We start from the raw sequence: 25,226 nt of genomic DNA on the forward strand, positions 1-25,226 counted from the left end.
TGGTTGCTCTGCATTATTTGACAGAAAAATTGGCAGACAAATCAAATAGCTGCTCATTGAACAGCTATTTAATATTAAGAGTATTATCTTATTATAAACCTACCATCCAAGTGCTGTTTGTTGCATTTTAATAAGCTCAGCAATGCCTTTTTCGGCCAATGTCAGCATTTTATCGGCTTCAGCGCGAGTAAAGGGCTTTTCTTCTGCCGTTCCTTGAATCTCGATGTACTCGCCTTTTTGCGTCATGACCACATTTAGGTCTGTATCACAGCTGACGTCTTCTTCGTAGTTTAAGTCCAAGTAAGCTTCGCCGTTTTTGATACCGACAGAGACGGCGGCGACCAAACCAATCAAGGGATCAGCCTTTAGCTTTTTGGTCTTTTGAATGCTTTCTAGAGCATCAATGAGCGCAATGGCTGCACCAGTGATACTCGCGGTACGTGTACCACCATCCGCCTGCAAGACATCACAGTCTAAATAGATGGTGTTTTCGCCAAGCTTGCTGAGATCAATCATCGCACGTAGGCTACGGCCGATGAGACGCTGAATCTCTTGGGTGCGACCAGATTGCTTGCCGCGTGCGGCCTCACGTTGATTACGGGTATTGGTGGCACGTGGTAGCATGCCGTACTCAGAAGTGATCCAACCTTTACCCTTGCCTTTCAACCAACGTGGCACGCCTGACTCAACACTGGCTGTACACAATACTTTGGTATCACCAAAGCTGACCAACACTGAGCCTTCGGCATGCTTGGTATAGTTGCGCTCAAAAGTAATTGAACGAAGTTGGTCTAGCTCACGGTTATCAATACGCATAAATTTTCCTAGTACGGTGTCATAAAAAGGTTTTGTGAAAAAGTAATCTAAAAAAGGGTTTGGTAAAACCAGTTGCGGTTTTCATAGGTTTTTATAAGTAGGTTGTGATAAGTAAGTACTCATACCTACAAACCTAACTATTCAGCACGCCCTAATCTCGAGATATCCTAACGTGACAGCGGCGCAATAGCAAGATTCGCGCCCGCTATTACGCCACTGATTTTTATAAGGTTTAGTCACAGCAACTATTCTAAACCTTCCATCTTACGCAGTTCTTTGCGCAGGATTTTACCCACGTTTGATTTTGGTAGCTCATCAACGAATTGGATATGACGTGGACGCTTATAACCCGTCAGCTGTTTTTTGCCAAAGTCGAGCAACTCTTTTTCGGTTACGTTACCTTTTTTGACCACAAACAGCTTCGGATCTTCACCGCGCTCATCATTTGGTATGCCAATCGCGCCGCACTCCACGATACCTGGATGCTCACTCATGGCAGCTTCAATCTCATTTGGATAGACATTAAAGCCCGATACTATAATCATATCTTTTTTGCGATCAACGATTTTGATAAAGCCTTTTTCGTCCATGATACCTATGTCACCTGTTTTCAGATAACCAGATGCAGTAAATGTTTCTTCCGTATCTTTTGCACGGTTCTGATAGCCAATCATGACTTGTGGGCCTTTGACACAAATTTCACCACGCTCACCGATGGCTACTTCATTGTCTTCTTCGTCAATTAGGATAATATCAGTGCTGGATGCTGGGATACCGATCTTGCCAGTGAACTCAGCAATTGTCATCGGGTTAAAAGCAACAACAGGTGAGGTCTCAGACAAACCATAACCTTCTACGATAGGCAGACCCGTGATTTTGTGCCACTCTTTTGCCACACTAGGCATGACTGACATACCGCCGCCAATAGAGGCTTTTAGGTTAGAGAAGTCCAAGTCAGCAAAGCCTTCTTTGTGTACTAAGCCATTAAACAAAGTATTGACTGCGGGAATAAAAGATGGCTTATATTTGGCCATTTCTTTGATTAAACCATCCAAATCACGTGGGTTGGGAATCAGCAAGCCTGCATAGCCTTGATACATACCATACATCCCGCAAACCATAAATGAGAACACATGGTATAGCGGCAATGCGGTCAAAATCACATCATCAGCATTGGCATCATCTTCAAAAGCGCTTTTCATCAGCACGCTAATCTGCAGCATATTAGCAACTAGGTTTCCGTGACTGAGCATCGCTCCTTTAGCCACACCAGTGGTACCGCCCGTATACTGCAACAAAGCCACATCACTTAAGGTCAGATCTGGACGCTTATATTTACTCGCAGACACAGCACTTAATGCTTGTTTGAAGCTGGTGCTACCTGGCAAGCTATAAGCAGGAATCATCTTTTTGATATGACGCGCAACGAGATTGACCACGCGGCCTTTGATAGCTCCTAGCATGTCGCCAACCTTACAGACAATCACATGCTCCACTTGACCTTTATCTTCGGCTTCTTGATAAGTCTTAGCAAAATTTTCGACGATAAATAACGCTTTTGTGCCACTGTCATGTAGTTGGTGCGATAGCTCACGACTGGTATATAGCGGATTGACGTTGACCAACACCATGCCAGCACGGATGATACCAAGCGCGACGATAGGATACTGCAACAAGTTGGGCATCATCACGGCTACTTTATCGCCTTTGACTAACCCTAACGACTGTAAATAACTGGCAATCTGACGACTATATAAATCCAGTTGCTTATAACTGATCGACGCACCCATACAAATATACGCTGGCTTTTGTCCATAGCGGCGAAAGTTACGCTCAAACACTTCTAATAAAGACGTCTCATCATCTGGCATCTCAATCGTTGCGTTGATGCCATAGCGCTCGTAGGCATCTAGCCAAGGCCGGTCACTTGGAATCGTCGGCATGGTCGGAAATGCTGTCATATTTGCCATTGTCTGTCCGTCTTTTTTTGGCTGATCTTTTTGCACGTGCTTATTGTCATTGCTGTTAGAGCTTTGGTCTGGCGCTTTATTATCGGTGCTGTCTCTATTGATGTTATCAGTCATAACTTTTCCTAAATACTAGATTTAAAGACGTAGAGTAATCTAATGATGTTATAAATAGGGCATATTGAGTCAGGTTCTCGGTATCTTGGTCATTTTTATCATTAATTATGGGACTCAAAAACCACTCTATTTAATGTTTTTATAAGCCAGTAATACTGAGTAATGCTCTCCTACATAAGCCTTTACTATAGCAGTTTTGCCAAAAACTCTCTATATCTGCCTGTGTCTATCATGACAGAGCCTCTTAAAATACTGATGCTGACCATCAATAACATCCAAGAAGCAGGCGAGCTGTACTAAAAACTGACCATAAAAAATGATAAGGCCGCCTCTCGACAACCTTATCATTATTGGTAACTTTATCGTTATGAGTGTCAATAAACAGCCTTAACGCAAAATTAATCCTCAGTCTTACGCTTTGCTTTTCTCTTCAAGTTTACGCAGGTCTTTATGCAAGATTTTACCAACGTTCGACTTTGGTAGCTCATCAAGGAACTCGACATAACGTGGACGCTTATAACCGGTCAAATGCTCTTTAGCATAATCAAGGACTTCTTCGGCGGTCAAACTGTTGTCTTTACGCACGATAAATATCTTTGGAATCTCACCACTTTTTTCATCTTCAACGCCAATGACACCGCACTCCAAAATCTTTGGATGGCCTGCCATGACTTCTTCCACTTCGTTTGGATACACGTTAAAGCCTGAAACAATAATCATATTCTTTTTGCGATCGACAATGGTCATGTAACCTTTTTCGTCCATGATACCGATATCGCCTGTTAAGAAAAACCCATCGGGTGTCATGACTTCTTTAGTAGCTTCTTCGCGCTTCCAATAGCCTTTCATTACCTGTGGCCCACGCACCGCAATCTCGCCGCGCTCGCCCAGTGGTACTTCGTTGCCATCTTCATCCAACATTGCAATGTCAGTGCCTGGCATCGGCAAGCCAATATTGCCGCTAAAGCTCGAGCTATTGATAGGGTTGGCAGTTGCGACGGGTGAGGTCTCTGACAGACCATAGCCTTGAACCACGACATTGCCTGTGACTTGCATCCATTTTTCTGCTGTGGAACTCAATACCGCCATGCCGCCGCCCATTGATACGCGCAGCTTGCTGTGATCCAAAGTTTTAAACTCTTCGTTATTGGCAAGCGCATTAAACAAGGTATTGACTGCGGGGAACAGCGCAGGTGGATGGCCTTTATAAGCTTTCATTAAGCTATCAAGGTCACGCGGATTAGGTACTAATAGCCCAATACAACCACGATGCAGACCGAACATACCGCAAAGCGTGAATGAGAAAATATGATACAGTGGCAAAGCTGTCATAATAACTGGCTGCTCATTACTGCGATCAAACTCGTCAAAAGCACTGCCCAAGAATGTATTGCACTGAATAAGGTTGCCAACTAAGTTTTTGTGAGTCAGCATGGCACCTTTGGCAACTCCAGTCGTGCCACCGGTATACTGTAAAACAGCAATATCATCAAGACCGATATTTTTGGGGCGCTTGTATTTGCTTGCTGAGCTTTGCTTGAGCATGCTTTTAAAGCTAACGCTATTAGCAATACTATAATCTGGCACCATCTTTTTGACGTGACGGACAACCGTATTAACCATAAAGCCTTTGAGCGTGCCCATCAAGTCACCCATACCAGTGATGACCACATGGTCAACCAACTGACGGCCAATGTCTTGATAAGTTCTCGCGAAGTTTTCAACTAAGATAAGCGCTTTGGCTTCAGAATCGGTTAATTGATGCTCAAGCTCTTTGGCAGTATATAGTGGGTTGACGTTGACTAAGGTTAGGCCCGCACGCAATACACCAAGCACAGTGACAGGTAGCTGTAAGACGTTGGGCATCATGACCGCGACTTTATCGCCTTTGACTAGCCCAAGCGACTGCAAATACGCAGCGACTTGACGGCTATATAAATCTACTTCTTGGAAGCTGATTGACGCGCCCATACATACAAATGCGGTTTTTCCACTATGTTCAGCAAAGCTTTGTTCAAAGATATCGATCAGTGAGGTATCATCAGCAGGCATATCAATTTCGTAAGTCAGTCCAAGCTCTTTGTAACTATCTAGCCAGACTTTATCATCACGACGGGTGAAACTAACTTGATTATCCATAATCTTTTTTCTCCTAATAGGTGTGCGCAATCAATGGTAAATACCCCGTTATTCTTTAACATACACACTTTATACAGACTACTCAATATAAAAAATAAGCACTAGAGTTCGCAAAAACACTTGACGGGCTTTATTACTATTAATATCAACTAGATAACTAGCATACACCCTCATTTATTAGCGTGTTTTTTAGCAGTGTACGGCTGTTCACCGCGCATTATTGTTACGCAATTGTTTCTATAATCGCGTTGATATAAAGTGCTCTCATTCATTATTTATCATAACTTTATGGCTTATATAATTACGGTCAGCTGGTTAAGTTTGTGTCTAAGACATGACTTAAATTACCATTATACTTTACCTTTTGACTGTCACTCTATAAGAGATTTTACCCAACAAAAAACTACTTATAAGAAATCGTTATTTCTTATTAAACGTCATGCACTGTCGTCTATTCTGGCTTATACCTTTTTTATTGACACAATATCCTTTACGATAGCGCTATCTAATTTTTATTTTATGTTCGCCACCTAAATACATGACGGTGCATACTAGGGTCTGTTGAATAACAATTCTACCAACCATACCAATTAAAAACCCAAAAGCGAAACCTATCCTATGTCCGATGTTATTGATAATACCATTGCCCCCACTCTCTCAAGCGACCCGATGGATACCCGCTCTGTGGCAGAGTTCACTGAGCAAGCTTATCTCAACTATGCCATGTACGTCATCATGGATCGTGCGTTGCCCAATATCGCTGACGGTCTCAAGCCCGTACAGCGCCGCATCGTCTATGCCATGAGCGAGCTGGGTCTCAAATCTACTGCCAAGCCCAAAAAGTCAGCGCGTACCGTCGGTGACGTGCTGGGTAAATATCATCCACATGGCGACAGTGCCTGTTATAAAGCCATGGTATTGATGGCGCAGCCATTCAGCTATCGCTATCCGCTGATTACGGGACAAGGTAACTGGGGTAGCCCAGATGATCCCAAATCCTTTGCCGCCATGCGTTATACCGAAGCCAAAATGTCCGCTTATGCCAATACTTTGCTTGCAGAACTAGGACAAGGCACGGTCGATTGGCAAGATAACTTTGACGGCTCCATGCAAGAACCTGTGACCTTGCCTGCACGCTTGCCCAATATTTTACTCAATGGCACCACAGGCATCGCTGTCGGTATGGCAACAGACATCCCGCCGCATAACCTCAATGAAGTGGTACGCGCGGCTATTCGTCTGCTAAAAAATCCTGAGCTATCGGTGAAGCAGCTCACCCAGTCGATACCAGCGCCTGATTTGCCAACCCCAGCTGAAATCATCACCAGTAAAAAAGACTTGCAAGCCATGTATGAGAGCGGTCGTGGCAGCTATAAAATGCGCGCGACTTTTCATGTAGATCCTAAAGAAAAAAACCTTGTCATCATCGATGCGCTCCCCTACCAAGTCTCAGGTAATAAGATTCAAGAGCAAATCGCCAAGCTCATGACCGACAAAAAGCTGCCATGGATTACTGATATTCATGATGAATCAGATCATGAAAACGCCTGCCGTATCGTACTCGAGCTGCGCTCAAGTCGCGTCGATGTCGAGCGTGTCATGAGCCATCTGTTTGCCAGTACCGACCTAGAAAGCAATTACCGCGTCAATATGAATATGATCGGCCTAAACGGTAAGCCGCAAGTCAAAAACCTAAAAGAAATATTAGAAGAATGGCTGGTAAGCCGCCGTTCAGTGGTCACGCGCCGATTACAATATCGTCTCGACAAAATCGATAAGCGTTTGCATATCCTCGCAGGCTTATTGATTGCCTATCTAAATATCGATGAAGTGATACGCATCATCCGTGAAGAAGACGATCCAAAATTATCATTAATGCAAGGCTATGATCTGACTGAGATACAGGCCAATGCTATCTTGGATATTCGTCTGCGTCAGTTAGCCAAGCTAGAAGAGATTGAGCTGCGCCGTGAGCAAGATGAGCTTGCTGCCGAACGCGCCATTATTCAAGAGTATTTGGACAATCCAGACAGCTTAACCAATCTGATGATTGATGAGCTGACTGCCGACATGAAAGAGCACGGCAACGAGCGCGTCTCGCCACTAGCAGAACGCGAAGAAGCGCAAGCTTTGAAAGAATCTGATCTGGTGCCAAGCGAGCCAATTACCGCGATACTATCAAAAGCAGGTTGGATACGCGCCGCCAAAGGTCACGACGTCGATGCCACTGGAATGACCTACCGTTCAGGCGATGGGTATCAGGCACACGTGCGCGGTAAATCCAATGAAAAAATCTACGTGCTCGATAGCACAGGCCGCAGCTATAGTATCGAGGCGCACAATTTGGCCTCTGCCCGTGGTCAAGGCGATCCACTCACCAGCGTACTCAAACCGCCAGCGGGTGCCAGCTTCGAGCAGTTATTAACCGGTGCTGATAATCAACGCATCATCCTTGCCAGCTCGGCAGGTTATGGCTTTATCAATACACTTGGCAATCTCGATAGTACGCAAAAAGCAGGCAAAAATATCATTAACTTTGCCGCTGATAGTCGGCTGTTGCCTGTCACGCGTATCGACGCACCAACAGCTACTGAAGCTACATCAGAAGATGGCAACGGTACAGAAGCCGCTAGCCTGACACCAGACCATGTCGCCGTGGTGACCAATGCGGGATACTTACTGATATTTGAGTTGAGCGATTTGCCTGAGCAGGCACGTGGTAAGGGCAATAAGATGATTAATCTCAAAGGTGATGAAGAAGTGCTCGCCATTACGCCATTACGTCAGCAAGACAGCTTAGTCATTACTGCGGGTAAGCGTCATGTGACCTTAAAACCAATGGACTTGGCGAACTATACTGGCAAACGTGGCAATCGCGGTGGGCAGTTGCCAAGAGGCTTTCAGAATGTGACGAGTGTTGAGGTTGGGTGATTGGTATGGTTTTTGCACTAAAAAACTGGAGGATATACCCATATTACACTTTCAATTTCAGAGTATCTAAGGAGTTGTTTTGAAAAAGATAATAGTACTTTCAAGTATATTACTGTGCAATCTAGCGATAGCATATGATGAAAACACAGAATATCAAGTAAGTCAGTATGAATTAGATGAAACCAAATATGAAGTTTTGGAGAAAGCGAAACAATACGCACAGTCAGTAGCTTGCATGACAACATTTGATGATGACTCAGAAGAAAACCTCGCCTCAGTAAATAATGTTTACCCTATTAACTATTATAAAATGTTCGATGACAGCAAGGTTGCAGGTAATTTTTTAGTGCTATGGGGCGGTGATGTAGGCTGTGCTGGCGGTAGTGGCACTTATGGATATTCATTAACCGAGTTTCAAAGAATATCTGATAGTAGACCCTTCACTATGTCGAATTCAGATTTATTAATGGACTTATATGAAGTCAGTGAAATAAATACAAGGTTTATTCAAGACATCAGCTACAACAATAGAACAAATACACTAGAAGTGGTGTCTTTTGAATTTGCACCTAAAGATAGTAACTGTTGCCCTAGCTTAAAATACCGATATAATTTCAAAAACTCTGATTATGGTAACTGGAAGCTTTCAGAAAAAGTTAGATTGAATTAACACAGCAGTTTGCGTAGGGTGGGTTAGTTTTATTAAACTCTCGCAGAGAGTGCGGATAAAACTAACCCACCATTTAAGTTTGAAAAACCTTGGTGGGTTACGCTATCGCTAACCCACCCTACCCCAAAGCTTCATTTCTTAATAGCAAAGAAAACCCAAACTACGACCAATAATGAAAAAATCATAAGCTCACCGCTAGCTAACGTAGGCTGGGCTTTTAGCCCAGCAAAACTATGCCAAAAAAAATAACTCTCAAATCAAGAATCAATCATAATCAACTTCAATCCCATCTATACCCGCCCAACCCCAATCAGACGAATAAAGCCCTTCTTCCACACATTTTTGAAACGTCGAATACGGCCAATCAATAGGACGCGCGATATAACCATGTTTCACCGCGTTGTAATGAATATAATCCATGTGGCGCTGATAATCTAACTCATCTCTAATTCTATGCTCCCAATATCGCCGTTGCCAAATACCTCGCTCTCTTCTTCTTATTCTAGAATGGTTAATGAATTCACTAGCAGACTTTTTGATTTGACGAGAAAAATGCGTTTTTATACTGGCGATAATGACAGCGTAATTGTCGCTATCCTCTGCTAAAGTAATGAGCATATGAACATGATCAGGCAACAATACCATCGCGTTAAGTTGAAAATTATGGTTTTGTTTGGTCAGTCGATAGGCTTGACGAAATTCATTGATATGCTTTGTGAGCAGCTCACTTTTGCGGTTTGATAGATTCATAGTCAGAAAGTAAGTGCCACCTTTAGTCTTATCTCTGATGTAAGTTCGCATGGATTATGCCTACAAGGTATTTAAAGAGTTTAAATGCTGGGCTAAAAGCCCAGCCTACGGTCTAAGTTGATGTTCTAGAGCCAATAGCCCTAACCCTGCCGTAACCCCAAAATAGGAATAACCAGATCTTCCTCATCGGTCAAGTGTTGCGAGAGCAAATTGGTTGCATCCACCAAAGTCTGATGCAATTGCTCGGCAAGCGCTTTATCTTCGACCTCACTTCTTGCCAGCAAGTCATTTTGCGCTTGCAATTCATCAAGTAGCGCATCCAAACGCTTATGATCACGCCCTAATATCTCAAAGGCAGGCGCAAGCTTGGGGTACATAGCGATAAACTCTGGAAAAAACCCTGCGTCCTCTACCCCGTGATGCTGATGTAATTTGAGAATATGCATACTGACGCGCTTGCGATACTCGCTCCAGTCAAACTCCCCTGACTGATAGGCTGTACTAATCTGTAGCAAGATACGCTGGCGTTTGCGTATGTTAGTATGTACCTTTATCCATCCTGATGTCTTATAGGCATAGTCTGCGCCAAACCATTGATCTGGTGGCAGCTTGTGGTACAAAAACAACCAGCCTACCTCAAGCCGACTGTCAGGATGACGCGGGGTAATGCTAAACAGATCGTCGTCTGCAGCGTCTTTATTTACCATATCTTTACGAGCCGTGTTTTGAGATGAGTTATTCATCAGATAATCCTTATTGCTTACTTTTACGGGTGCTATTGGCTTTCTTGACTGTTATGCCCTGATGGTACAATCATGAGCAAGTCTGTTACACAATTTAGTCACAACCAACCCATGCTATGCCAGTCGTCATGTAGAATGAAGTGACTCATAATAAACAACAATACTGCTTAGACTCTACTACCCAAACCATATCACTTGAGATAGGCCAATCATTTTTGGCACAGATTAATAATAGAATTTAAATATAAAGGACCATTATGTTTATCATAGATAAAGCCAGCAATACCTATATGAACCATAGAATACCGACACCTAAAATCATGTTTTTTGACATTGACGATACCTTAAGTCGTAACGGTATCATTGCCGAACATAACAAAGCGACACTTGAGCAGCTTGCTGAGGCTGATATTAAACTGGTCATTGCGACAGGACGCTCCAAAGCCATTATCCCAGCAGATATTTTGGCGTTATTGGCTGACGATATATTGGATGCCATCATTTGTATGAATGGACAATACAGCTTTAATAAAGACGGCGTCATCAGTCACTACCCTTTATCAGATGAGCAAACCGATAAAGTCGTTCATCTTTGCAAACAAAGCGGTCTCATTTATAAGTTTGACTCTGCGACTCACATCGCTTGGTCAAGTGAAAACGAGCGCATACGCGAGTATAACGCCAAGACTCCAACCTCTATCCTTGATCCTGAGTATTACCGCTCAAACCCTGTTTATCAATGCTCGGTATTTTTTAATAATCAAGAAGATAAAATGCAAGACGTCGATTTTGCTAAGTATGATTTAAAGCTGGTGCATTGGCACAATACAGGTGCAGACATCTTGCCGATAGAAGCGTCTAAAGCGCGAGGTATCAAAGATCTCTGCCAGTATTACGCAGTCGATGTAAAAGAGTGCATGGCGTTTGGTGACGGTATGAATGACTTAGAGATGTTTGACTTGGTCGGTTATGCCGTCGCAATGGGCGACTCTCAGCCTGCACTCATAGAACGCGCGGATTATGTCACTGGTACTATCGAGGAGCATGGCATACAAGCGATACTTGAACGCTTATCGATAGCGGTGCAGTCCTAAACAACTTATAAAGTATGACAGACGCTAATAGCCTTTACTCTGGGCGCAAGCCTAAGATAGGAATGACCAAGTCCTCCTCATCGCTCAAATGATGCGAGAGTAAAGTGCTACTGGCAACCAAAGTATGATGCAAGCGCTCTGCAAGTGCCTTGTCCTCATCTTCACTGTTTGCCAAGGCATTATTGAGCGTTTGCAGCTCATCCAGTAGCGCGTCCAAACGCAGATGGTCGCGCTCTAATATCGCAAACCCTGCTTTTAACTGCGGGTACAGGCTCAAAAAATACGGAAAATATCTTCTGTCCTCAATACTGTGGTGCTGATGCACTTTAAAAACGTGATCCTCGATACGTGGTAATATCTGCAAGCGATAGTTCGACCAGTTCAGTGCGCCCATTTGATACTCTGCACTTAGCTGCTCTAAGACTCGTTGACGTTTGCGTATACTGCGATGTATTCCAAGCCAGCTAGCGGTTTTGTACGCATAGTCAGTATCGTACCATTGACTGGCGGGCAGTTTTTCGTATAGAAATAGCCAGTCTGATTTGAGCCGACTATCAGGATGACGCGGCAACACTTTTACCAAGCTCTCATCCAAATTGCATTGAGTGGCTGTATTTTTAATAGTGCTGTTCTGACTGGTGCTGTTTTGAACCCTGTTATTTTCAGTACAAGCATCCATCGTATCGTCCTTATGCAGTATTCTTGCATCTTCTGTTTTTTCTATTTCTGTCGTTGAGCCTTATCTTAATCTTATTGATGACCACTTATGAATCAAGATGGCTAAAAACTAAAGCAGCTCGAATAGCTTATTAATAAAATTAAATGCAAACAATCAATTATGTAGCTTATATATAAGGCTATTTGATTGAATAACAACCTATCCCTTGGCTATCATTGATCATCCCATATGAACTACCCACCACCTATAGAGGTGGCGGTTTCTTAGGTAATACCCCTACTTGATACGATGTTTTGTATCAGCGGTTAGGTAAATTGACTAAGCTAACCCCGTCGCACCGACGGTTTTGAGTGTTGCCAGCTTCAATCCTTCGTTTAGGATATTGATACTGGCGTTGATGTCTCTATCATTGTCCTGCAAGCAACTTGGGCAATTCCATGTCCTCACCTGTAATGGTAGCTCAGCTTTAGTCAGTAAGTGCCCACAGCCTGAGCAGGTCTTAGAAGATGGATACCATCTATCAACTTTGACTAGCTTTTTACCGTACCAGTCCGCTTTATAAGCCAGCATGGTAGTAAAGGCTGACCATGAGCTGTCTGATATGGCTTTGGACAGTTTTTTGTTCTTGACCATACCCTTACATTCAAATCCTCTATGGCAATCACATCGTGGTTTTCGATGAGATTGAATGAGAGTTTGTGTAGAAAGTCTTTTCGGCAATTGGTGATACGCTCGTAGACTTTGGCGACATTGATTTTTTGCTTTTGGTAGTTGCGACTGTCTGATAATTTGCGATTGGCGGCTTTAGCACCCTCTCGTCGTTTGGCTAAAATCTTTTGTTCCCGCGCAAGCTTATTTTGCAGCTTTGATAGAAACTTAGGATTAGCCACTTTTGTGCCATCCGATAAGACGATAAAGTCGGTTAAGCCTAAATCAATACCTACTTTTGAGTGTGTTTTAGTGAATGGTTCGACAACCGTTTCAACCAATAAACTGACAAAATACTTACCTGTAGGCTCTTTACTGATGGTCGCTGACTTGATTAAGCCATTAATAACACTTGGGAATTTGGCGTTGATATGACCAATCTTAGGCAGTTTGACGCTGTTAGCTGTGACCGCTACTGTGCCTTTTTGATTATTGGTGGTGTAGCTATCGCGTTGTCCTTTTTTTTTGAATTTTGGGAAGCCAAAACCTTTGAAGAATTTACTATAAGCGGCTCTAAGATTTTGCTGGACGTTAGCCAGTGCCAGACTATCGACTTCTTTTAGCCATTCAAACTCTTTTTTGTATTGTGCAGGAGTGTTTTTAAGCTCGGTCTTATGCTCGTTGTAATGATCAATCTTGTCACTAAGCATCCTATTCCACATAAAGCGTGTGCAGCCGAATGATTTGGCAAAGAATATTTGCTGCGCTTCATTGGGGTACAGCCTGACTTTATAGGCCTTTAGGATTTGCTTGGTCATAAGGAGCTTGTTGTTAATTGGCGTTATAATTATTAATTATAATACCATAGGGAGTAAGGGTAGTTACCAATAACACATTCATACCACTACTTTAGAAGTAGGGGAATTCTGCGCTGAAATGTTAAAAAACCCCTTGTCAGCTATGAACTGACAAGGGGTTTTAGTTTTTAAATAACGCCTGAACCTTATTAGCGATTATTTACATAGCAATTACCGAGCAGGATAGAAGGTTTCTGCACCAGGTCCTACAGGGAGACCCAGTACGAACACCCAAATAGAGAACAAGATGGTCCAACCAATCAAGAAGGCCATAGAGTATGGCAACATCATCGCCATCAGTGTGCCGACCCCTGTGTCTTTTTTATAGCGCATTGCTACTGCCAAAATAAGACCAAAATAGCTCATCATAGGAGTAATAATATTGGTGGTCGAATCACCAATACGGTATGCCGCTTGAATCATCTCTGGCGCATAACCCGTAAGCATGAGCATCGGTACAAAGATCGGAGCGGTCACTGCCCACTGTGCAGACGCCGAACCAAGCATCAAGTTGACCAGACCACAAATAATGATAAAACCAACTAGCAATAAAGGCCCAGTGAGACCTATATCACTTAAGAAGGTCGCACCAGATACTGCCATTACCGAGCCAAGATTCGACCATTTAAAGAATGCGGTAAACTGTGCCGCAAAGAATACCAGCACAATATAAATACTCAATGAGCTCATGGCGTTACTCATGGCATCGACCACATCTTGGTTGCTCTTGATGCTACCCGTAATTTTACCGTAGATATAACCTGGTACCGCAAAGAACACAAAAATAAAGACCACAATGCCTTTTAAGAATGGCGAGCCCGATACCAGACCAGTCTCTGCATTACGCAAGATGCCATCTGCAGGCACCACTGTCCAAGCCAGCAATAAGCAAAATATGAGCATGCTTAACCCTGCCCACAGCAGTCCCTTTTTCTCAACTGACGATACTTTTTCGATTTGCGTCTCTAATACAGAAGCATCGTCTGCATCGTTAGGATTATATTTGCCCAAGCTTGGCTCAACGATTTTTTCGGTGACAAAATAACCCAGACCACTGATCAAAAAGGTACTGGCGATCATAAAGTACCAGTTGGCCTCTGCGCCAACGGTGTAAGCTGGATCGATGATACGTGCCGCTTCTTGGGTAATCCCTGATAATAAAGGATCTACCGTACCGAGCAATAAGTTGGCACTATAGCCCCCTGATACCCCAGCAAATGCCGCTGCCAAACCTGCTAGCGGATGCCTACCAAGCGAGTGGAAGATAACCGCTGCCAGTGGTATCAATACCACGTAGCCAAGCTCTGCCGCTGTGTTTGACATGATGCCAGCGAACACAATGGTAAAGGTGACCATCTTTTTGGGCGCATTCATGACCAGACCACGCAGGGCGGCTGATATCATGCCAGAGTGTTCAGCGATACCGACACCGAGCAAGGCGACCAGTACCGTCCCAAGTGGCACAAAGCCCGTAAAGTTGGTGACTAAATTCTCAACAATACGTGCTAAGCCTTCACCGTTCAATAGGTTGACGACTTCAATCATACCATCGGCGCTACGACCACTGGTGCCTTCTGGTCTCGGATCAATCACCGATACACCAAAGTAAGACATGACTGCTGAGAGAACCAACAGCAGCACAGACATCCAAACAAACAAAATGACTGGATGTGGCAGCAAATTACCAAGCCACTCCACCCCTTTTAAAAACCGTTGCATGCGAGAGCTTTGCGCTGCTGTATCAAAATTATCCTGTGGCGGACTGCCATCTGGCGAATTACTTCCCTGCATAGCCATTACTCCATTCAAGACCTATGTAAAGTGAGTATGTTTCAAACATATGAAAACGTTAATAAAAGATTGCGATTGAAACATAGTTCAGAAACAGAAACAAACTTTTTTGGCTTATAAAACAAATTGTTTGCAATAGTCGTTAATGTATAAACCAAAGATTAAAGAGCCTCAGACTAAAATAAGAAAAAAAGCGATGGGTTGGAATAACTCCAAACCATCGCCAATCAACAGCATCTGAGAATTAAATCAGTAATAAATAGACATTATCTGTCATAAAACATAGAGCGGCACCTGAGTATTTTGGCATCTAGCGCTTATTTGCTATCAGGCCGTAAGTCCACCCACCGATTTTATAAAACCCTACGATCATGAGCATAAGTACCACAGCCGCCAGCACATAAGCCAACCAGTTTGGCATATTGCTAAGCCAACCAATGGTAAATGCCAGTCCCATGTAAGTCTCAACTGGCCAGTTCAAGATAGGCGTCGGTGAGCCAGAATTAAACAGTGCCATAAAGCCCACTACGCCAAGTAAAGCAGTCAAAACACCGGTACGTTTACGGTTATTCATCTCGTCTCTCTTATAAAATTAGGGTCTGTTGTCATTTTTGGGACATACCTTAGCATGATCAGCAAAAATAGAGTTAGCGAGGTCAATACTATCGCGTTTTTATACTAGGGCGTGTCATACAAGATTTTAGCCATTAAACCCCCAACTGTCATTAGCAAAACTGTATAATTACTCATATAGGGCGTGACTCATACGCCAGTTTTTTTCATCTTACTTAGTTAGGAGAGGTATTTTGCCCCATTTATCATCATCTCACTCAGTCTCACAAACTACCGTTACTCGTGTCGGCAGTCTGCTACCAAAAGCATTATTAGCCATGGCTGTCGGCTTGGCGCTTGCCAGCTGTAGCAACTCGGATAATGCCGCTACTGACAGTACGGCTAGCAGCAATGAAACCCTAAACCTGTATAACTGGTCTGAATATATGCCCCAAGAGATTCTTGACGGCTTTACAGAAGAGACAGGCATTCGGGTCAATTACACCACCTTTGACTCTAACGAAGCGATGTATGCCAAGCTCAAGCTGCTTGATGACTCTAGTCAATATGACTTAGCGGTTCCCTCAACTTACTATGTCGAAAAGATGGCTAATGAAGGCCTATTACAAGAGCTGGATAAATCCAAGCTTAGTAACTTTGAGAATTTGGATACCTCATTTACCAATACTAAAGTCGATCCTGAAAATAAATACTCAATCCCCTATATGTGGGGCAGCACGGGTCTGGCGATCAATGGAGATACTGTCGACCCTGCGACCGTGAATAGCTGGAATGATCTATGGCGTCCAGAGTTTAAAGGTCAAGTCATGCTGATGAATGACATGCGCGAAGTGTTTGCCATGGCACTACTCACCCTTGGCTATTCAGGTAATAGTACCAACCCTGACGAGATCGAAGCCGCTTACAACAAGCTCACCACTTTGATGCCCAATGTCAAAACCTTTAACTCAGATGCTTCACGTATGCCCTATATGGAAGGTGAAACTTCGGTTGGTATGACTTGGAATGGTGAAGCTATCACCGCCAATGATGAAGGTCTGACCAGCTTAGTCTATAAGTATCCTTCTGAAGGCGCCATCTTGTGGATGGACAACTTTGTCATTCCAAAGAACGCCAAGCAGGTAGACGCAGCACATAAGTTTATCGACTATCTACTGCGTCCTGAAAACTCCAAAATCGTCAGTGAAGAGATTGGTTATGCCTCACCAAACGTGGCGGCACGCGAGATGATGCCAGACGAGGTAAAAAACAACCCTACGATTTATCCTCCTCAGGACGTATTGGCCAAAGCTGAGTTTCAAGAAGATGTCGGTGATGATGCCTTACAAGTCTATCAGCAGTATTGGGATAAGCTAAAAACAGGGCGTTAATATATAACAACTATGTATTGACCCTAAATACTAAGATACATCTAAAAACGCTGATCTCATGGTCAGCGTTTTTTTATGGTTCAGAAGAGATGGCTCAGAAAAGTACACTTGGCTACAAACCCAAATCTGTATCTCCACCGTGCTCTTTGATCCTACGACGCTCACGGCGCTGATAACGCAGACCAGAAGCAGAAAACCATTGTTCATTAGTAGACTGTAATAAATCACTCAAGCGCTGCAATTGCGCTTGTAACGTCTGAGTCAACCAAAAATACCCTTGCCACTCAAAAGCCAAGTTTTGCACACTTGGGTAATCCGTCACGACAATATGAGTGATGGGGCAAAACGACTGATCGCTTGGGCTACGCAGTACTGCAGCCATATGTTGCATGGCTTCGGTGAGCTCTTTTTGATAGTGAGTCAGCAGCACATGATTGTTGTCATCGATTTCAATACTGGCTAAGCGCGGTGCCGCACTTAATAGTAAGTCAATCGTACCAATAATGTTTCGATGGGTACGTTGAATACTCTCAATCGTCTCTTTATCGATACCAGACTCACTCGTCGTCGCTGCCATATGCGGACGCACTGCCAGCAGGCGCTTGTTGATTTCCTTTAACTCTCGAATTAAGTCTTTATTAACCGGCACGTCAGGCATGTTACTACTGGCAGGATAAGTAATATCTGGAAAACTGGTGCCTTTGTCATTTTTGGAGGGCTCATACTCGGGAGTATCAGCCTCAATATGCTCACTCACCCCTGCATATAATTTACTACATGCCTCAAGGTTACTGGCTAATAAGAAACGCCACATCAGAGTGGATTTTAGCGGCAGTACTAAAGTGACAGCCACCGCCACCCCTGCTCCTATCAGAATATTAAATGCCCGATATAGACCATCTGTGACGACATTACTTTGATCAGGGCTAGACACAATCATCAGCATGGTAATGCCTGTCAGCAGACCGATATAACCAAGCTGCCTGATGGCGATATAACCGATAATACCGCTAATGATACCAATCAATAAATAGTACAACCACAGCCAGTTTCCTATGTCTTGACTCAGCCATAAGAATCCTAAGCCCACTATCACCCCAAGCAGCGTCCCTAATATGCGCTCCTTAGCTTTGGTATAAATCGCGCCTTGATATTGCAGCAGCCCTAAAATAACGAACACGGTAATGGTTGCCCACTCACCATAGGGTATATGAAAAAGACTGTTTATCAGTAACGCTGCTAAAACAGCAATGCCCAGACGTATCGCATGTAGTATATCTGCATGCTGATAGCGCGCATAAGGCTCAATAAGCGGTGCGGTAAATCGTTGCCAAAGTTTCGGTTTCACACAAGGTATCTCTTTTAATGGTTAGATAAAAATGCAGTCAAGTAATGATCAGCTTAATGTTCATTAGCTTAAACACTTCACTGGGTTTTATCAAAAAAATAACGCCTTTTATCTATTCATGAAGATAAAAGACGCTCAAAAGATAAGAGAAGTTACTCAGCAAAGCATGCTAGCACATATTAAGAAAAAAGCACTTATAAGCTAGCGCATGGCTATCGATAAAGCTGACTATTATACTTCTAAATAATCTAAGATACCCTCTGCCGCTTCGCGACCTTCCCAAATAGCCGTCACGACCAAATCAGAACCGCGAACCATATCGCCGCCGGCAAATATTTTGGGGTTATTGGTTTGGAACTTAAAAGTCTGTTCTTCCTCTGCTAATACCCGACCAGAGCTGTCCATAGTCACCTGTTGCGCCTCAAACCAGTCAGCAGGGCTAGGACGGAAACCAAAGGCCATGATGACCGCATCGCAAGGGATAATCTCTTCAGAGTTGGGAATTGGATCAGGACGACGGCGACCACGATTATCTGGTGCGCCCAAATGCGTCGTAACGACCTTTACCGCATTGACCTTACCGTTTAGACCTATAATTTCTGTCGGCTGACGATTAAATAAGAACTCAACGCCCTCTTCGCGTGCATTGACGACTTCACGACGCGAGCCAGGCATATTTTCTTCATCGCGGCGATAAGCACAAACCACTTTTTCGGCGCCTTGGCGAATACTGGTGCGGTTACAGTCCATCGCAGTATCGCCGCCGCCTAACACCACCACCCTTTTTCCTTTGAGATCGATATATTCTCGAACATCTTTTTCCCAGTCGTTGCAGCGGTTGACGTTGGCAATCAGGTAATCCAGCGCATCATAAACGCCTTCTAACTCCTCGCCTGCAAAGCCGCCACGCATATAAGTATAAGTACCCATACCCATAAATACGGCATCGTACTCACTTACCAGCTCATCAATACTAACGTCGGTACCGATTTCTGTCTCAAGGCGAAACTCAATGCCCATGTCTTCAAAGATGACACGGCGATTGCGCATGACATCTTTTTCCATTTTGAACTCTGGAATGCCAAAGGTTAGCAAGCCACCGATTTCAGGTCGTTTATCAAAAACGACAGGCTTGACGCCATTTCTCACTAAAATATCAGCGCAGCCAAGACCTGCCGGCCCTGCACCAATGATAGCGACTTTTTTGTCCGTCCAAACCACATCAGACATATCAGGTCGCCAGCCAAGTGCAAAGGCGGTATCGTTAATGTACTTCTCAACATTACCAATCGTCACTGCACCAAAGCCGTCATTCAAGGTACAGGCACCTTCGCACAAGCGATCTTGGGGGCAGACGCGCCCGCAAACCTCAGGCAAAGTATTGGTACGGTGACACAATTCTGCCGCTTGAAAGATTTGCCCTTCGGCGGCCATTTTGAGCCAATTGGGAATGTAGTTATGTACGGGACACTTCCACTCACAGTAGGGGTTACTGCACTCCAAACAGCGATGCGACTGCTGCGCGACCGCCTCACTCTCAAATGGTTTATAGATCTCCACAAACTCCGTTGAGCGCGTGGCGATGTCTTTTTTGGTCGGCTCAAGCCGTGGTACATCTAAAAACTGAAAACTATTATCTAAGCGTTTTGCCATGATGCTATCTCTCTATAGTGGGCAGTGACAGTTGACGATGCTTCATCAATCGTGCGCAAAATGTGTCTATTATTGATGAACCTATCATTAATGGATCTATCATTACTGTCACTTACCTGCTGAAAACCTATGTATTAAAACGTCTGTAAAAACCTATTATTGGCTACTGTGGATCAGCCATGGTGGTTTTTAGAAGGCTCGCAATATTTGCCGCTTTTGGCTTGACCAAATAAAACTTGCGAGCATAATGCTCAAAGTCAGCCAGTATGGTCTGACCCCAAGCACTGCCTGTTTTATCTACATGAGTTTCGATCACTTGTTGCAAATGAATCCGATGTTCCTCAGTTTGCTCACTTGAGATACGGTTCAAATCAATCAGCTCATGGTTGCAGCGATCAAAGAAGTCGCCTTCCATGTCAAGCACATAAGCAAAGCCGCCCGTCATCCCCGCACCGAAGTTAAGGCCAGTACGCCCAAGGACAGTAATAATACCGCCTGTCATATACTCACAGCAGTGATCGCCTGTGCCTTCGATGACCGCATGCGCGCCAGAGTTACGCACGCCAAAACGCTCGCCTGCCGTGCCTGCCGCGTATAGCTTACCGCCTGTTGCGCCGTAGAGACAGGTGTTGCCGATGATGGCTGTGTCTTGCGCGCTAAAGCTTGAATCTTTGGGTGGATAAATAACAATCTCACCGCCTGCCATGCCTTTACCGACATAATCGTTGGCATCACCTTCAAGCTCAATATTTAGACCGCCGGCATTCCAGACGCCTAAACTCTGCCCAGCAGTACCAGTCAGATGCAGCTTAATTGGCATATCACTCATACCAAGGTTGCCCCAGACCTGCGCAATCTCACCTGAGATACGGGCGCCGATAGAGCGATCACAGTTACCGACATAATAGCTATAGTCGCCGCCATTACCCTGACGAATATTGAGCAGCATATCATTGATCATCTGCTCCGCCAGCAAGCCTTTATCAAATGGCTCATTACGCTCAACCTGACAAGTCTGCGCTTTACCGCTACTGGCTGGATGGCTAAACAATAACGGCGTTAAATCAAGATGACGCTGCTTATCGGTATTACCTTCTAGCACTTCTAGCAGATCAGTACGTCCGACCAGCTCCTCCATACTACGTACGCCAAGTGCTGCTAGCCATTCACGCGTTTCGGTCGCTACAAACTTAAAGAAGTTAATGAGCATCTCAGCTTCACCGATGAAATGCTTGTCACGTAGTTCTGCTTTTTGAGTGGCGACACCCGTCGGGCAGTTATTAAGATGGCAAATGCGCAAGTATTTACAACCAACGGCAATCATTGGTGTGGTACCAAAACCAAAGCTTTCTGCGCCAAGAATGGCGGCTTTTACCACATCAAGGCCTGTCTTGAGACCACCATCGGTTTGCACACGCACTTTATCACGTAGACCATTGACTCTTAACGACTGATGGGTCTCAGCTAGACCTAGCTCCCAAGGCGAGCCAGCATGATGGATAGATGACAGCGGTGAAGCTGCGGTACCGCCATCATAACCTGAGATGGTAATCAAATCAGCGTATGCTTTTGCCACACCGGTTGCGATAGTACCAACGCCTGGACGAGAGACTAATTTAACTGATACCAAGGCATCTGGATTGACTTGTTTCAAATCAAAAATCAGCTGCGCCAAGTCTTCAATAGAATAAATATCATGATGCGGCGGCGGTGATATGAGCGTCACCCCAGGTACAGAATAACGCAAGCGTGCAATCAAAGCATTAACCTTGCCACCAGGCAGCTGACCACCCTCACCAGGCTTAGCTCCCTGCGCTACTTTAATTTGCATCACTTCAGCAGAGCGTAGATACGCAGGCGTCACACCAAAACGACCAGAGGCCACTTGCTTGATTTTTGAGTTGCGCAGCGTGCCATAACGGACGGGATCTTCACCGCCCTCCCCTGAGTTTGAACGCCCGCCGATGGTATTCATGGCCATGGCAATTGCTTCATGAGCTTCGGGTGATAGTGCCCCAAGCGACATACCAGCAGAATCAAAACGCGATACAATCTGCGAGACATCCTCAACCTCATCGACCGCAATAGCATTGTCAGTTTTGAGCTGCAGTAAATCTCGCAGCGTCGCCACCGGACGGCTATTGACCAAGTCGGCATATTGACGATAATTGTCATAATCGCCAGTACGAACTGCTGCATGCATGCTGTTAATCACATCGGGGTTAAAGGCATGATACTCTTTGTTAAACACAAACTTCAGCAAACCCCCTTGATCCAGTGGCACGCGGCGTTTAAAGGCATTAGCCGCTAGCTGTGCTTGGTCAGCAGCCAAGTCTGCAAAAGTAGCGCCCTTAATGCGACTTTGTACGCCTTTAAAGCATATGCTCACGACTTCTTCAGAGAGCCCAACGGCTTCAAATAACTGCGCGCCGCGATAAGAGACAATGGTAGAGATACCCATTTTTGATAAGATTTTTAGCAGGCCTTTATCCAAACCTTTACGGAAATTAACCCGTGCTTGAATCGGATCGCCAAGTAGCTCACCAGTGGAAACCAAGTCCTCAATCACATCATAAGCTAAGTATGGATAGATACAGGTCGCACCAAAGCCAATCAATACCGCCACTTGATGCGAGTCTCGCGCCAAACCTGTTTCAATGATTAAGTTGGCATCAGTACGAATACCTTGGGCAATGAGATAATGATGCACCGCACCCGTCACCATAATGGCGTTGGCAGGCACTTTATCTGCAGCGATATTTTTATCAGACAATACAATCAGTGTATGACCCGCACGAATGCTGCTCGCCACTTGCTCACAGATAGCAGTGATTGCATCAGATAGCTCTAGGTTGCGATCATAATTTAAGTCAATACGCGCCATTTGAAACGCTGGATCATCCAAGGCTTCAAGCTGCTGCATTTTGCTGGCTGATAGCACTGGCGACGACAAGATAATACGGTGCGCATCTTTTTCTGATGGTGCAAAGACATTGGTTTGAGCACCAAGACAAGTCTGTAGCGACATCACGATAGATTCACGCAGCGGGTCAATCGGTGGGTTGGTCACCTGTGCGAACTGCTGACGGAAAAAGTCACCGACATGGCGAATTTGCTGTGATAGCACCGCCATTGGCGTATCATCACCCATCGAACCAACTGGCTCTTGACCATTTTCGGCATTGGGGCGAATGATTTCGGTACGCTCTTCATTGGTGATGTGATACATTTTTTGCAGTGCTTTGAGCGGCTCACCGCGACATGCCTGCGCTGCTAGCTCTTCTTCTAGACGCTCATCATCGCGGATACGTTTCGCTTCTTCACGCAGCCATTTACGATAGGGATGAGCCTTCTTAAGTAAGGTGGCAATGGCTTTGGTATCTAAAATTTGACCCGTTAGCGTATCAATGACCAGCATTTGACCCGGGCCCACGCGACCTTTTTCCAGTACATCCTTTGGCGCGTAATCCCAGACGCCAACCTCAGAGGCAACAGTGATATAACCGTTCTTAGTCGTCACCCATCGCGAAGGTCGCAAACCATTACGATCGAGCATACAGACCGCATAACGTCCATCTTGAATCACCAAACCTGCTGGCCCATCCCACGCTTCCATATGCTGCGAATAAAACTCATAAAACGCGCGCAAGTCCATATCCATGCTATCGACATTTTGCCAAGCGGGCGGTACCAAAATCGACATCGCATGGAACAGATTCATACCACCTGACATCAGCACTTCAAGCATATTGTCTAAGCTTGATGAGTCAGAGCCAGTACTATTCACGAGTGGGGTTAATTCGTTTAAATTGGGCAATTTGTCTGATTTTAATTTTGGCGTACGTGCTTCAGACCAGTTACGGTTACCTGTGATGGTATTAAGCTCACCATTGTGTGCCAGATAGCGAAATGGCTGCGCGAGCGGCCAACGAGGCAGGGTATTGGTTGAAAAACGCTGATGGAAAACGACAATATGTGAGGCCAAACGCTCATCTTGTAAATCTAAAAAGAACGCTGGCAGATCTGATGGCATTACCAGACCTTTATAAATGATAGTCTGGCAATTCAAGGAGCACACATAAAACAGCTCATCAGCCGCCAAGCGCTGCTCAGCTTTTTTACGAGCGACAAACAACTTACGGTTGAAATCGTCTGCAGCTAGATCATCGGGAGCATTGACAAAAACTTGCTTGAAATCAGGCAGCGTCTCACGGCCAATCTCACCAACGATACTTAAATCAAGCGGTACATCGCGCCAACCAGCAACTTCTAAGCCTTGCGCAGTAATCTCATCGCTTAGTACTTGCTGGCTATGCTTGGCTTTAGCATCATCTAAATTGACGAACACCATGCCTACTGCAAAGTTATCCGTAATGGTTAATTGCTGTTCAGTAGCAATATTTCTAAAAAACTCAGTAGGCTTGGCAAGTAATAGACCACAGCCATCACCAGTTTTACCGTCAGCAGCAACGCCGCCGCGGTGAGTCATACAGCTTAAGCTATGAATAGCGGTTTTTACCAAGTCATGGCTGGCTTCACCCTCAATGTGAGCGATCAAACCAAAACCACAGTTATCAGAGAAGTCATCTGGCGTGGCCAAATGCGTATGGGAGGAAATCATTGACATGGCTAGTCCTTTTTAGTGAACGGGTAACTTATATATCCAATGCGGCACATAAGCTGATACCCGTAGGCAAAGCGGGCTAACTAAATATTCACACAACCGAATAAATAAATGGCGCGTTTAACCATAAGCGCTAGCGCTTAGAAAGTAATTAAATAATGGTCACTTTCTCATTTATTTTATAGCGAAGGGTCACTAGGTCGCTTAGCGTTCAGCGATGATTGAATGGCTAACGGCCTAGTTTTTGGTTGAATTTGAATATAGGACGCTCTATGTTCAAGCGCTTTAACGACCTTAAGAAAGAGAGTAATAAGAGGAGTTGTACCACTTGTCATACGTTCAATTTAAAAAGCAAGTAGGAGCGCTTGAGCAACGGCATCATAATATAGACGCCTTGTATAACTTGTAAGACCTTTTAAATAGATACTACAAATGCGGCCATTTACGATAATTATA

The 25,226-nt window shown here is 44.5% G+C and carries 15 protein-coding genes and 1 pseudogene; 4 read left to right on the forward strand and 12 right to left on the reverse strand.

Translation table 11 applies throughout. The features are described from left to right. Positions 1 to 99 precede the first annotated feature (99 nt). The 3 genes from rph to JMX03_RS12410 form a co-directional block, all read right to left on the reverse strand. A complete protein-coding gene (rph, locus tag JMX03_RS12400; protein WP_201573719.1) occupies positions 100 to 816 on the reverse strand; it encodes a ribonuclease PH in 717 nt (238 codons plus the stop codon). 245 nt (positions 817 to 1,061) lie between these two features. Next, complete coding sequence (locus JMX03_RS12405; RefSeq protein ID WP_406947748.1) at positions 1,062 to 2,786, reverse strand: AMP-binding protein; 1,725 nt, start codon at positions 2,784 to 2,786, stop codon at positions 1,062 to 1,064. Positions 2,787 to 3,311: 525 nt separating this feature from the next. Beyond that, the gene (locus tag JMX03_RS12410; RefSeq protein WP_201597106.1) at positions 3,312 to 5,039 is read right to left on the reverse strand and encodes an AMP-binding protein; all 1,728 of its coding nucleotides are present in this window, start codon (positions 5,037 to 5,039) and stop codon (positions 3,312 to 3,314) included. 618 nt (positions 5,040 to 5,657) lie between these two features. Here JMX03_RS12410 and parC point away from each other — a divergent pair. Together parC and JMX03_RS12420 are read left to right on the forward strand one after the other, a co-directional pair. Beyond that, positions 5,658 to 7,970: a DNA topoisomerase IV subunit A gene (parC, locus tag JMX03_RS12415; RefSeq protein WP_201597108.1), complete on the forward strand. Its 2,313-nt coding sequence runs from the start codon at positions 5,658 to 5,660 to the stop codon at positions 7,968 to 7,970. Positions 7,971 to 8,049: 79 nt separating this feature from the next. Then, positions 8,050 to 8,640, forward strand: coding sequence for a hypothetical protein (locus JMX03_RS12420; protein WP_201597110.1), 591 nt, complete (start codon positions 8,050 to 8,052; stop codon positions 8,638 to 8,640). A gap of 264 nt (positions 8,641 to 8,904) precedes the next feature. Here the strand turns inward: JMX03_RS12420 and JMX03_RS12425 are convergent, their stop codons facing one another. Continuing rightward, entirely contained in the window at positions 8,905 to 9,441 is a 537-nt protein-coding gene (locus tag JMX03_RS12425; RefSeq protein WP_201597112.1) for an REP-associated tyrosine transposase, read from the reverse strand. A gap of 89 nt (positions 9,442 to 9,530) precedes the next feature. Continuing rightward, positions 9,531 to 10,133 (reverse strand): hemerythrin domain-containing protein, encoded by a 603-nt coding sequence (locus tag JMX03_RS12430; RefSeq protein ID WP_227695741.1) that lies wholly within the window; start codon positions 10,131 to 10,133, stop codon positions 9,531 to 9,533. Between the two features lie 257 nt (positions 10,134 to 10,390). Between JMX03_RS12430 and JMX03_RS12435 the strand changes: the two genes are divergently transcribed. Beyond that, on the forward strand, positions 10,391 to 11,227 hold the full coding sequence (locus JMX03_RS12435) for a Cof-type HAD-IIB family hydrolase (RefSeq protein WP_227695743.1): 837 nt from the start codon (positions 10,391 to 10,393) through the stop codon (positions 11,225 to 11,227). 34 nt (positions 11,228 to 11,261) lie between these two features. Here JMX03_RS12435 and JMX03_RS12440 read toward each other — a convergent pair whose 3' ends face one another. From JMX03_RS12440 to JMX03_RS12455, 4 genes and pseudogenes are all read right to left on the reverse strand, one after another. Further along, on the reverse strand, positions 11,262 to 11,906 hold the full coding sequence (locus tag JMX03_RS12440; RefSeq protein WP_201597114.1) for a hemerythrin domain-containing protein: 645 nt from the start codon (positions 11,904 to 11,906) through the stop codon (positions 11,262 to 11,264). A 318-nt stretch (positions 11,907 to 12,224) separates the two neighbouring features. Further along, positions 12,225 to 13,372 (reverse strand): annotated as a pseudogene (gene tnpB / locus JMX03_RS12445) (IS200/IS605 family element RNA-guided endonuclease TnpB). Positions 13,373 to 13,582: 210 nt separating this feature from the next. Beyond that, on the reverse strand, positions 13,583 to 15,202 hold the full coding sequence (locus tag JMX03_RS12450; protein WP_320158306.1) for an AbgT family transporter: 1,620 nt from the start codon (positions 15,200 to 15,202) through the stop codon (positions 13,583 to 13,585). A gap of 310 nt (positions 15,203 to 15,512) precedes the next feature. Next, positions 15,513 to 15,776 (reverse strand): hypothetical protein, encoded by a 264-nt coding sequence (locus JMX03_RS12455; protein ID WP_201597116.1) that lies wholly within the window; start codon positions 15,774 to 15,776, stop codon positions 15,513 to 15,515. A 232-nt stretch (positions 15,777 to 16,008) separates the two neighbouring features. Between JMX03_RS12455 and JMX03_RS12460 the strand changes: the two genes are divergently transcribed. Further along, positions 16,009 to 17,145, forward strand: coding sequence for an ABC transporter substrate-binding protein (locus JMX03_RS12460; RefSeq protein WP_201597118.1), 1,137 nt, complete (start codon positions 16,009 to 16,011; stop codon positions 17,143 to 17,145). Between the two features lie 112 nt (positions 17,146 to 17,257). Here JMX03_RS12460 and JMX03_RS12465 read toward each other — a convergent pair whose 3' ends face one another. The 3 genes from JMX03_RS12465 to gltB all read right to left on the reverse strand — a co-directional run bounded on the left by JMX03_RS12465 (position 17,258) and on the right by gltB (position 24,773). Next, entirely contained in the window at positions 17,258 to 18,493 is a 1,236-nt protein-coding gene (locus JMX03_RS12465; protein ID WP_201597120.1) for an FUSC family protein, read from the reverse strand. A gap of 231 nt (positions 18,494 to 18,724) precedes the next feature. After that, positions 18,725 to 20,146 carry an FAD-dependent oxidoreductase gene (locus tag JMX03_RS12470; protein WP_201597122.1) on the reverse strand — a complete coding sequence of 474 codons (1,422 nt, stop codon included), beginning with the start codon at positions 20,144 to 20,146 and terminating at the stop codon, positions 18,725 to 18,727. Between the two features lie 163 nt (positions 20,147 to 20,309). After that, positions 20,310 to 24,773 (reverse strand): glutamate synthase large subunit, encoded by a 4,464-nt coding sequence (gene gltB / locus JMX03_RS12475; protein ID WP_201597124.1) that lies wholly within the window; start codon positions 24,771 to 24,773, stop codon positions 20,310 to 20,312. Positions 24,774 to 25,226 lie beyond the last annotated feature (453 nt).

This window comes from Psychrobacter fulvigenes (assembly GCF_904846155.1).
GTDB lineage: Bacteria > Pseudomonadota > Gammaproteobacteria > Pseudomonadales > Moraxellaceae > Psychrobacter > Psychrobacter fulvigenes.

Coding starts and splice junctions, on each gene's coding strand:
- rph (WP_201573719.1), bottom strand. CDS start 816: ATGCGTATTGATAACCGTGAGCTAGACCAACTTCGTTCAATTACTTTT.
- JMX03_RS12405 (WP_406947748.1), bottom strand. CDS start 2,786: ATGGCAAATATGACAGCATTTCCGACCATGCCGACGATTCCAAGTGAC.
- JMX03_RS12410 (WP_201597106.1), bottom strand. CDS start 5,039: ATGGATAATCAAGTTAGTTTCACCCGTCGTGATGATAAAGTCTGGCTA.
- parC (WP_201597108.1), top strand. CDS start 5,658: ATGTCCGATGTTATTGATAATACCATTGCCCCCACTCTCTCAAGCGAC.
- JMX03_RS12425 (WP_201597112.1), bottom strand. CDS start 9,441: ATGCGAACTTACATCAGAGATAAGACTAAAGGTGGCACTTACTTTCTG.
- JMX03_RS12430 (WP_227695741.1), bottom strand. CDS start 10,133: ATGAATAACTCATCTCAAAACACGGCTCGTAAAGATATGGTAAATAAA.
- JMX03_RS12435 (WP_227695743.1), top strand. CDS start 10,391: ATGTTTATCATAGATAAAGCCAGCAATACCTATATGAACCATAGAATA.
- JMX03_RS12440 (WP_201597114.1), bottom strand. CDS start 11,906: ATGGATGCTTGTACTGAAAATAACAGGGTTCAAAACAGCACCAGTCAG.
- JMX03_RS12450 (WP_320158306.1), bottom strand. CDS start 15,202: ATGCAGGGAAGTAATTCGCCAGATGGCAGTCCGCCACAGGATAATTTT.
- JMX03_RS12455 (WP_201597116.1), bottom strand. CDS start 15,776: ATGAATAACCGTAAACGTACCGGTGTTTTGACTGCTTTACTTGGCGTA.
- JMX03_RS12470 (WP_201597122.1), bottom strand. CDS start 20,146: ATGGCAAAACGCTTAGATAATAGTTTTCAGTTTTTAGATGTACCACGG.
- gltB (WP_201597124.1), bottom strand. CDS start 24,773: ATGTCAATGATTTCCTCCCATACGCATTTGGCCACGCCAGATGACTTC.